Origin of the sequence: Kitasatospora humi, assembly GCF_020907985.1 — a bacterium.
In the GTDB taxonomy this organism is placed as follows: Bacteria; Actinomycetota; Actinomycetes; order Streptomycetales; family Streptomycetaceae; genus Kitasatospora; species Kitasatospora humi.
Window position 1 is genome coordinate 268,879 of record NZ_JAJJPA010000005.1, and the last position, 6,041, is coordinate 274,919.

The window sequence follows — 6,041 nt, forward strand, 5'->3', positions numbered from 1 at the left end:
TCAGCGCCGCACGGCGTCCAGCGCCAGCAGGGCGACGTGCAGCGAGAGGCAGGACTCCACCTGGTCGAGGTCGACCGCCAGGATCCGCTCCACCTTGTGCAGCCGGTCGTAGAAGCTCGGCCGCGACAGATGCGCAGCGTCTGCCGCGGCCGACTTGTTGCGCCCCTGCTCCAGGTAGATCCGCAGCAACTGCACCAACTGCGAGCCGTGCTCGGCGTCGTGGGCCAGCAGCGGACCGAGCTCCCGCTCCACGTAGGTCTGCAGCCGGGCGTCGTCGCGCAGCAGGTGCAGCAGGCCGCGCAACCGGACGTCCGGCAGCCGGTAGTAGGAGGCCGACCGCGCCCCCGGTGCGTCGTGCAGCGCGGCATCCGCCACCTGGGTGGCCTCCATCAGGGTCCGCCGGGCATCCCGCACCGAGCCCACCGAGGAGCCCACCGCCACCACCGGTGCGGCCGTTTCCCGACCGCCGTCGGCCGCCACCCGGCTGTCCGCCACCATCCGGCGCAGCGTCGCCGCGAAGGCCTCCAGCGAGCCGTGCTCGTCCTGCTGGGAGCCCAGCGCGATCAGCAGCCCCACCCCCTCGTCGTCCAGCGCCCCGACCAGTGCCGAGAGCCGGCTGGTGCGCGCCGCGTTGGCCGCCAGCTCGGTGAAGTCCCGCAGCCTGGCCTGCGCCTCCAGCGCCGCGGGCAACTGCCCGCCGCGGCGGCGCAACACCACCCCGACGAGCCGCCGCCCCTCCAGCGGCACACCCAAGGCCTGCGCCCGCAGGGCCACTTCGGAGACGGTCAGGGCATGGGTCAGGATCCCGGACAGCAGGGTCCGGTGGGTCTGCCGCTCCAGGCTCTCCCGGTCCCGCACCAGCAACCGGTTGAGCGCCAGCGTCGCCGCACCGCGCTCCAGCAGCATGGCCGCCGGATGCGAGTCCTCCGCCGGCACCGGCCCCGGGTCGCCCACCAGCACCAGCCGCCCCCAGTCCTCGCCGCGCGCCCCCACCGCCGTCACCAGCCAGCCGCTGCGCGCGTCGTGGCCGGTGCGTCCGGTCGGCCGCACGGACCGCGAGCGGCGTTCCCAGTTCTCCAGCAGCTCGTCCTCGGTGCGTCCGGCCGGGTCGTGTGCCAGCACCTGGTGGCTGAGGTTCTCCAGCACCACCGGGTGCCCGGCCATCCGCGCGATCTGGCGCAGCACCTCGGCCGGCTCGGCACCCTCCACCGCCAGCTCGTTGAAGACCTGGTGCACCGCCTCGGACGCCCGCAGCTGCTCCAACTGCGCGTTCACCACCAGGGCGTGCACCGCCTCGGTGACCGCGACGAACCGGATCTCCCGCCGCAGCACCACCAACGGCAGGCCGCGCTGCTCGGCGGCGTGCACCAGGGCCCGGGGCAGCGTGTCGAAGTAGCGGCGGCCGAACTCCACCACCAGGCCCACCGCGCCCACCTCCACCAGCTCCCGGACGTAGCGGGCCAGCCCCTCGCGGTCGTCGGGCAGCGCGATCCCGGTGGTCAGCACCAGCTCCCCGCCCTGCAGCATTCCCGCCACGTCCGGCAGCTCGCTGACGTGCACCCACCGCACCGGGCGGTCCAGCCGGTCGGCGCCCGCCACCACTTGCGGCAGGCCGCGACGCAGCACATCGAGGTCGAGCACTCGGGCGACGGTGGGGAGCACGGCGGTGCCTCCTTGGCGGGCGGAACAGGTTGTCAGCTGAATCATGCACTTGGATGACGACCTGTCACCCCGTCAGTTCGCCGTCATGTTGTAAACCGCTTCACGGCTCGACTGTCGGTGTGTCCCTTGCCCGGGTCGGCGGTGACGGGCAGGGTCGGCGGCACAGACCGTATGGAGGAGAACCGACCCATGGAGCTCAGCAATTTCGCGGACGGCGCGCAGTACATCGGCGGCAGAGCCGGTGCCGGCAGCGGCTTGGAGCCGTTCGACGTGGTCAATCCGGCTGACGGCAGCAGTGTCCAGCGGATCCGGCTCGCCTCCACCGACGACGTCGACGCCGCGGTGGCCGCCGCCACTGCCGCCCTGCCCGAGTGGGCCGGCGCCACCCCCGGCGCCCGCTCCGAGGCGCTGCTGCGGCTGAGCGCGGTCCTGGCCGAGCACGCCGCGGACTTCGCCCGGGTGGAGACCGCGCAGACCGGCAAGCCGATCAAGCTGTCCACCGAGTTCGACGTGCCCGGCACCATCGACAACACCGCGTTCTTCGCCGGTGCCGCCCGCAACCTGGAGGGCCGGGCGGCCGGGGAGTACTCGGGCGACCACACCTCCTACGTGCGGCGCGAGCCGATCGGTGTGATCGGCTCCATCGCGCCCTGGAACTACCCGCTGCAGATGGCTGCCTGGAAGATCCTCCCGGCCATCGCGGCCGGCAACACCGTGGTGCTCAAGCCCGCCGAGCTGACCCCGCTCACCGCGCTGATGTTCGCCCGCGCCTGCACCGCGGCCGGAATCCCGGACGGTGTGGTCAACGTGGTCACCGGCGGGGGCCGGGACGCCGGTGAGCACCTGGTCAGCCACCCCGGCGTCGCGATGGTCTCGTTCACCGGCTCGACCGCCGTCGGCAGGCGGGTCGCCGAGCTGGCCACGGCCGGCGTCAAGCGCACCCACCTGGAGCTCGGCGGCAAGGCCCCGTTCGTGGTCTTCGAGGACGCCGACCTGGAGGCGGCGGTGCACGGCGCGGTGGCCGGCGCGCTGATCAACGGCGGCCAGGACTGCACCGCCGCGACCCGCGCCTATGTGCAGCGCCCGCTCTACGACGCATTCGTGGCCGGCGTCGCCGAACTGTTCGGCCGGATCCGGCTCGGCGATCCGCACAACCCGCGGACCGACCTCGGCCCGCTGGTGTCCTTCACCCATCGCGACCGGGTGGCCGGCTTCGTCGAGCGGGCCCGCGGCTACGGCGCCACCGTGGTCACCGGCGGCGATCGCCCCAGCACCGGGCATGACGGCACCGACCTGACCCGCGGCGCCTACTACCTGCCCACCCTGATCACCGGCGTGGACCAGCGCAGCGAGGTGGTGCAGGGCGAGATCTTCGGCCCGGTGCTGGTGGTGCTGCCCTTCGACGGCGACGACGAGGGACTGCGGTTGGCCAACGACACCCCCTACGGGCTGGCCGCCTCCGCCTGGACCCGTGACGTGCACCGCTCGCTGCGCGCCACCAGGGAGCTGGCGGCCGGATGCGTCTGGGTGAACGACCACATCCCGATCATCAGTGAGATGCCGCACGGCGGGTACAAGGCCTCCGGGTACGGCAAGGACATGTCGCAGTACTCGCTGGACGAGTACACCCAGGTCAAGCACGTCATGTACGACATCACGGCGGTCGCCCGCAAGGACTGGCACCGCACGGTCTTCGGCGACCGGGGCTGAACCGGCCGCCGAACCCGTGTAAGAGCCGGGGCCGGGCCCGCTCTCCTGCTGGTGACGGCGGCTGCCGGAAGCCGCCGACGACCGCAGCGAGGAGAACCGTGGACATCACCCCAGCCGCTGACGCCGTGGCCTGGCTGGCCGCCGCCGCACCCGACCCGGAGGCCTGCCGACGCGAGTGGGAGCGGTCCGCACCCGGCATCGCGCTGCTGCCCGCCGGCCGGTGCTGGGACGTCCTGATCGTCCCCGGCCGGTTGGGCCGGACCTCGCACCGGCTGCTGGACGGACTGCCCGGCGCCGGGCCGGTGCTGTACGACCCGGGCGACGACACGGTCGGCTTCCTCGTCCCGATCGGCACGGCGGCCCGCTGGATCGGCACCGGGGTCCGGGGCGCGGGCGACGGCAGCTGGGTCCCGGTGCCGCATCCCCGACGCGGCGAGCGGGGGCTGCACTGGCTGGTGCCGCCCGACGGGTCGGGGACCCTGGCCGATCCGATGGTGCTGGAGCTGGTGCTGCACGAGGCGGCCGCCCGACTCGCCGAGCCCGGTGCGCCCCTGTGAGGGGTGGTCGGGCGATGGGCCCTACGGGATGTAAGGCCGAACGGGCGATCCCCGTCAGTGTGCTCGTTGAGGGTGCCGGGTGGGGTGGCCAGACTGGAACCAGAGCCCGTGATTTGGAGGCAGAGCACCGTGACCAAGCCCGCTGAAAAGCACGTCGTCCACTGGATCGGTGGTGCCCCGGTGCCGACCGCCGGCGCGGCGCCCCGCCGTGGCGACATCCACGACCCGGCCACCGGTCGGACCACCGGCCAGGTGGACTTCGCCGAGGTCGCCGAGGTCGACCAGGCAGTGGCAGCCGCGGCCGCCGCGTTCGCCGAGTGGCGGCACACCTCGATCGCCCGGCGCACCGCCGTGCTCTTCAAGTTCCGCGAGCTGTTCGACGCCCGCAAGGACGAGCTGGCCGCGCTGATCGTCTCCGAGCACGGCAAGGTGCACTCGGACGCGCTCGGCGAGCTCGCCCGCGGTCAGGAGGTCGTCGAATACGCCTGCGGGATCCCGCAGCTGCTCAAGGGCGGCTTCACCGAGCAGGCCTCCACCGGGATCGACGTCTACTCGATCCGGCAGCCGCTGGGCCCGGTCGCCATCATCTCGCCGTTCAACTTCCCGGCGATGGTGCCGATGTGGTTCTTCCCCATCGCCATCGCGGCCGGCAACACCGTGGTGCTCAAGCCCTCCGAGAAGGATCCCTCGGCGGCGAACTTCCTGGCCCGGCTGTGGCAGGAGGCCGGGCTGCCGGACGGCGTGTTCAACGTGGTGCACGGTGACAAGGTCGCGGTCGACCGGCTGCTGGAGCACCCGGACATCAAGTCGGTCAGCTTCGTCGGCTCCACTCCGATCGCCCGCTACGTCTACGAGACGGGCACCCGCTACGGCAAGCGGGTGCAGGCACTCGGCGGCGCCAAGAACCACATGCTGGTGCTTCCCGACGCCGACCTGGACCTGAGCGCCGACGCCGCGGTCAACGCCGGGTTCGGCGCCGCCGGCGAGCGCTGCATGGCGGTCTCGGTGCTGGTGGCGGTCGACCCGATCGGCGACGAGCTGGTCGCGAGGATCAAGGAGCGGATCGCCGGCCTCAAGGTCGGCCCCGGCTGCAACGGCGACTCCGAGATGGGTCCGCTGGTCACCGGCCAGCACCGGGACAAGGTCACCGCCTACGTCGAGTCCGGCCTCGCCGACGGCGCCGAGCTGGTCGTCGACGGCCGAAAGCACCTGATCGCACCCGAGGACGCCAACGGCGACTCCACCGCCGACGGCTTCTGGCTCGGCCCCACCTTGTTCGACCAGGTCAAGCCGGGCATGTCCGTGTACACGGACGAGATCTTCGGCCCCGTCCTCTCCGTGGTCCGGGTCTCCTCCTACGAGGAGGGCCTGGCGCTGATCAACGCCAACCCCTACGGCAACGGCACGGCCATCTTCACCAACGACGGCGGTGCCGCCCGCCGCTTCCAGCACGAGGTCGAGGTCGGCATGGTCGGCATCAACGTGCCGATCCCGGTACCGGTCGCCTACTACTCCTTCGGCGGCTGGAAGGCCTCGCTCTTCGGCGACTCGCACGCCTACGGTGCGGACGGCGTGCAGTTCTTCACCCGGGGCAAGGCGATCACCCAGCGGTGGCTGGACCCCTCGCACGGCGGCATCAACCTCGGTTTCCCGACCAACAGTTGAGAGCCGATCGCTGACCCGGGGTTGACCCTGGGCCGGCAGCCGGCCCACCGCGCCGGGGCGCCCGAGACCTGCTCGGGCGCCCCGGCGCTGCCGTCCGTTCGGACCCGGGCCAGAGCTCGAGGTGAGGCCGCCCCCTCAGCCGACGGCGGGGTTTGCATCTCCGGGCATCGGGGCGTACTGTTTTCTAGTCGCTCGGCTGGGAGCACCGGACACGTGTCTGCGTGGACGGTCCCGGAGTGGCCAATCCCCAGAACCACCACTTCGATCCGCGGCGGATCGCGCTCTGTCGCGTGTCCGGGCGAATTGTCGTGGGCGTTTCTCTGGATTGCAGCCGGATTCGCTTTTCGGAGCGGTGATCGGCTAAAGTTTGAAACGTCGGACGGGCCGTCAGGCCACAGAAGATGAAAGCGAGTCGGGAAAGAGCACAAGCTCGGATCTGATAAGCTT

4 protein-coding genes are annotated in these 6,041 nt (G+C 72.1%); 3 read left to right on the forward strand and 1 reads right to left on the reverse strand.

What is annotated here, in order from left to right; all coding sequences use genetic code 11:
- Positions 1 to 1,662, reverse strand: a complete 1,662-nt coding sequence (locus LN042_RS08175) for a PucR family transcriptional regulator (protein WP_230049902.1) — start codon at positions 1,660 to 1,662, stop codon at positions 1 to 3.
- Between the two features lie 189 nt (positions 1,663 to 1,851).
- Here LN042_RS08175 and LN042_RS08180 point away from each other — a divergent pair, with 189 nt between their 5' ends.
- The 3 genes from LN042_RS08180 (at position 1,852) to LN042_RS08190 (ending at position 5,594) form a co-directional block, all read left to right on the forward strand.
- On the forward strand, positions 1,852 to 3,372 hold the full coding sequence (locus tag LN042_RS08180; protein WP_230049904.1) for a gamma-aminobutyraldehyde dehydrogenase: 1,521 nt from the start codon (positions 1,852 to 1,854) through the stop codon (positions 3,370 to 3,372).
- A gap of 104 nt (positions 3,373 to 3,476) precedes the next feature.
- Positions 3,477 to 3,929 carry a hypothetical protein gene (locus tag LN042_RS08185; protein WP_230049946.1) on the forward strand — a complete coding sequence of 151 codons (453 nt, stop codon included), beginning with the start codon at positions 3,477 to 3,479 and terminating at the stop codon, positions 3,927 to 3,929.
- Positions 3,930 to 4,058: 129 nt separating this feature from the next.
- The gene (locus LN042_RS08190; protein WP_372495691.1) at positions 4,059 to 5,594 is read left to right on the forward strand and encodes a CoA-acylating methylmalonate-semialdehyde dehydrogenase; all 1,536 of its coding nucleotides are present in this window, start codon (positions 4,059 to 4,061) and stop codon (positions 5,592 to 5,594) included.
- The last annotated feature ends 447 nt before the right edge of the window (positions 5,595 to 6,041 follow it).

Bases quoted from the DNA above. Each gene is read 5' to 3' on its own strand.
- LN042_RS08180 (WP_230049904.1), top strand. From the start codon at position 1,852: ATGGAGCTCAGCAATTTCGCGGACGGCGCGCAGTACATCGGCGGCAGA.